This is a genomic window from Xanthomonas populi (assembly GCF_002940065.1).
GTDB lineage: Bacteria > Pseudomonadota > Gammaproteobacteria > Xanthomonadales > Xanthomonadaceae > Xanthomonas > Xanthomonas populi.
Genome location: NZ_MDEJ01000219.1, coordinates 1 through 3,677 on the forward strand (window position 1 = coordinate 1; position 3,677 = coordinate 3,677).

2 protein-coding genes, 1 tRNA gene and 2 pseudogenes are annotated in these 3,677 nt (G+C 61.9%); 2 read left to right on the forward strand and 3 right to left on the reverse strand.

Going from position 1 to position 3,677, the window contains the following annotated elements; genetic code table 11:
- The first annotated feature begins 83 nt into the window (after positions 1-83).
- Positions 84-1,697 carry a type III secretion system effector XopAE gene (gene xopAE / locus XpopCFBP1817_RS19915; protein ID WP_128418403.1) on the forward strand — a complete coding sequence of 538 codons (1,614 nt, stop codon included), beginning with the start codon at positions 84-86 and terminating at the stop codon, positions 1,695-1,697.
- Here the strand turns inward: xopAE and XpopCFBP1817_RS23810 are convergent.
- Both XpopCFBP1817_RS23810 and XpopCFBP1817_RS19925 read right to left on the reverse strand, forming a co-directional pair.
- A pseudogene (locus XpopCFBP1817_RS23810) lies at positions 1,674-2,120 on the reverse strand (Arm DNA-binding domain-containing protein). The gene xopAE and the pseudogene XpopCFBP1817_RS23810 overlap by 24 nt on opposite strands.
- A gap of 124 nt (positions 2,121-2,244) precedes the next feature.
- Positions 2,245-2,321, reverse strand: a tRNA-Arg gene (locus XpopCFBP1817_RS19925).
- 229 nt (positions 2,322-2,550) lie between these two features.
- Here XpopCFBP1817_RS19925 and ubiA point away from each other — a divergent pair.
- A complete protein-coding gene (gene ubiA, locus XpopCFBP1817_RS19930; protein WP_128418404.1) occupies positions 2,551-3,456 on the forward strand; it encodes a 4-hydroxybenzoate octaprenyltransferase in 906 nt (301 codons plus the stop codon).
- A 97-nt stretch (positions 3,457-3,553) separates the two neighbouring features.
- Here the strand turns inward: ubiA and XpopCFBP1817_RS19935 are convergent.
- A pseudogene (locus XpopCFBP1817_RS19935) lies at positions 3,554-3,677 on the reverse strand (IS5-like element ISCARN85 family transposase); the annotation flags it as partial.

Consider the following 3,677-nt stretch of genomic DNA (forward strand, 5'->3'; position numbering starts at 1 on the left):
GCTGATCATGTCTGTCGTTCTCCGCTGGCAGGGCGTCAAGTCAATGATGGCAGATTGCTGGGGTTTTTAGAGGCTCCTACAACATGCACAACGGCGAGAGGGATATTTCGCGGGACGTTTTGCAAAGCGTGGCAAATGCAATCCGCCGTGTAGCCGCTGGGGAAAGCAACACGCTCGTACTCCCCTACGGACTTCCTGCCACGACGCTACCTGAGTCAATCGGCCGGCTCGGAGCGCTGCAATCACTGTCGCTCATCGGCACCGGGCTTGAGTCACTGCCAGACAGCCTGGGGCAGCTCCAGCTTCGCTCCCTGCAGGTGGCCTCCAGCCCGCTGGAAAGGCTACCAACGTCCTTGACGAGCCTGACCAACCTGAAGAACCTCATGTTGACGGCACTCCCGTTGGAGGAGTTGCCGGCCGACCTGGGGCGCATGCAAAGCCTGCGCAGACTCACGCTGGGTGGGGGCCACTATGCGCGCCTGCCGGACAGCGTCATCCACCTGAGCCAGTTGTACGAATTGAGCGTGAAATCGTCGCATTTGGGTGAGTTGCCTCAAAACATCGGCAACATGCAGGCGCTCAGGTCACTGGAGGTATCGTCCTCCAAGCTGAAGCAACTGCCAGGCAGCCTGACCCGGCTGCGCCGGTTGAAAGCACTCAAGCTGTCCGGCAACAGCAAGCTGGCGCAATTGCCCGAGGACATTGGTGAAATGGAGAGATTGATGGACCTGTCGCTGAAAGGCTGCGCCGCGCTCAGGCACCTGCCCGACAGCGTGGGGGACCTCTCCCAGTTGCAGCGCCTGGATCTGAGGGGTACGGGTCTGCAGACCCTTCCGCAGTGCCTGGCCCGGCTTCCCGCCACCTGCGAAATCAAGGTGCCGGATGGTTTGAGTCGCCAATTGGACCAGATCCGCAACCCACAGGCCGCGCAACAGCCGCTCGCTAGCAGAATGCAACAACCGGCGATGCCTGCAGCGGGGCAGGCCGAGCCATTGGCCAACCGAGGTCTCGAGTTCACGCGCGCGTTGCGGCGCATCGATGACGACCTGGGGAAGCGTTTTGACAAGTGGATGCAGGGGTTGGCACAAAACGCCATGATTTTGCGCCAACCCCTCACGCCGGCCGACATGCGCCTGCTGGACCAGGTGGTGGCCGAGGCTATCATGTCTCCCAAATTCCGAAGCAGGTTCAGCGCATTTTTGAGGGATCACACCAACATTACGCTGGACATGGATGGCATGACCCAGGTGGGCGGTAGCGGCGGCCTGGCCGTGCGGGGGGATGTCAAAACCGCTTTTGCGGAAATGCTGAAGCAAAAAATAATGCCGGAGCACAATATCATGGACGCGCTGGACCAAGGGCTCGACCAAGGGGCGGCGCTGAGCCTGCTGCAGGAGGCGATGCAAAATCCCGATCTAGGTCTGTCGAGGAACCGGCTGCTCCACAGCATGGACGAATTCACGGGGCGTACGCAGATGTGGCCGCCGCTGAGGGCCTACATTGCCATGCACGATGTGGAGGGAAAGGCGGCGCAGGAAGCAGCGGAAAAATGGAGCAATGCTCAGGGCGCCGAAGCGCTGGAGGGTGTCATCGGGGAAGCGGAAGCCTTGCGAGAGTACAAACAGGCGCAGGCCAACGCAAACACCCACATCGAGCAGCGCGCACGTGCGCTGTTAAAAGAATGGCGCATCAATTAGGGCACTGGCGTGCTGTGGCGAACGCTCCTCCGTCATTATGAGTGATGATTTAGTTGGGGATGTGGGAAGCAGAGTTGATTGGTGATTTGCTAACGTAATCTCATGCTTTACAAGAAGTGTTACTTCCGGTGTCGACTCCCCTGGATCGATGCCAGACTGAAGGACTTTCCGTGCCTCAAGATGCTGCGCTCGCCCCTCCGCCAGGCTGACCTCTGGGTAGTCCCCCAGTGCCAATCACTTCTGCTTGCCGCCGAATCGATACTTCCATCGCCAACGCTTCGCGCCTTTAGGCGAGATCTCGACATAAAGGCCGCCGCCATCGCATAGCCTCACGGGCTTGGCGGCTGGTTTCGCGCTGCTTACTGCAGTGTCACTTAGGGGCATTAGTGCATCCATATCTGTGCTGGGGCCAGTGCCCCCCATCTATGTCCCCCATCACGCCGGATTTCAATCGATCAAAGGTGGACACTCAAGGACCTCCAGGCAACAAAAACCCCCGATTTCTCGAGGGTTTTGGACTTCTACGGACTTCTCTGGAGGGTCCATATGGTGCGCCCGGAGGGATTCGAACCCCCGACCAATGGCTTCGGAAGCCACTACTCTATCCGGCTGAGCTACGGGCGCCTGGTCGGACATTATGCCAGAACAAGCGCCTACGTGACGCGCCTGGCGGGTCCAGCCCGCGGCAAACACCCGGAGCACGCGGCGCTTGCCCGGCCAGCGACCATGCGGGCGCATCTTCGCCTACGGCATTCGCTCATCGCCGCGTCAAGCCCGGTGCGCACCGGCGGCATGGCTCGATCACCCAACCGGCGCATGACCGCATCCAAGCCGCGCTGCTACCCTTTGCGGCATGAGCAAGCATGGTTTCGAACACGTAGCGGTGGCGCCCGCGCTGACCTGGCCGCAGCGACTGGGCCAGTACTGGAAACTGGTCCGTGGGGATCGCCCGATCGGCAGCCTGCTGCTGCTCTGGCCCACCTGGTGGGCGCTGTGGCTGGCCGCCGACGGCCTGCCGCCGCTGTGGACGCTGTGCGTGTTCACCGCCGGGGTCTGGCTGACCCGCTCAGCCGGCTGCGTGATCAACGACTACGCCGATCGCTGGCTGGACCCGCATGTGGAACGCACCAAGTCGCGTCCGCTGGCCACCGGCGCGGTCTCCGGGCGCGAGGCGCGATGGGTGTTCGTGGTGCTGATGCTGGTGGCGTTCGCGCTGGTGCTCACCCTCAACGGGTTGACCGTGGCGCTGAGCGTGCCGGGCGTGTTTCTGGCCGCCAGCTACCCCTATCTCAAACGCCATACCCACCTGCCCCAGGTCTATCTGGGCATGGCGTTCGGCTGGGGCATCCCGATGGCCTTCGCTGCGGTACAAGGCAGCGTGCCGGTGCTGGCCTGGCTGCTGTACGCGGCCAATATCCTGTGGGCCACCGCATACGACACCTGGTACGCCATGGTCGACCGCGAAGACGACCTGCGCATGGGCAGCAAGTCCACCGCCATCCTGTTCGGCACGTTCGATCTGGTGGCACAAGGCGTGCTGTACGCGTTGATGTTTGCAGCCCTGGTGCTGGTCGGACTGCATGCCGATCTCGCCATCGCTTACTGGGTTGGGCTGGGCGTTGCCGCACTGCTGGTGATCTACGAATTCCGCATCGCTCGCCATCGCGAACGCGGCCCCTGCTTCCGCGCCTTCCTGCACAACAACTGGGTGGGCCTGGCGATCTTCGTCGGCATCGCAGCGGCGCTGGCGTTGCGCTAACGCGCATAGGTGGGAATCGCGTCGGCAGGCGTTCAAGCCCATCTATTTCCGGGAGAGCCAGCCGGGCGATGCGTGCGTCGAACCCGACTAGGTCCTGTTAACACATAAGAAGCCCTTCAAAGATCAGGACGAAGCTCAGGGATCCGAGGAACATGACGTCGAGCTTCTCAAAGCGCGAGAAAATCCGGCGGTAGCCTTTCAGACGACGGAACAGTCGCTCC

Bases quoted from the DNA above. Each gene is read 5' to 3' on its own strand.
- xopAE (WP_128418403.1), top strand. From the start codon at position 84: ATGCACAACGGCGAGAGGGATATTTCGCGGGACGTTTTGCAAAGCGTG.
- ubiA (WP_128418404.1), top strand. From the start codon at position 2,551: ATGAGCAAGCATGGTTTCGAACACGTAGCGGTGGCGCCCGCGCTGACC.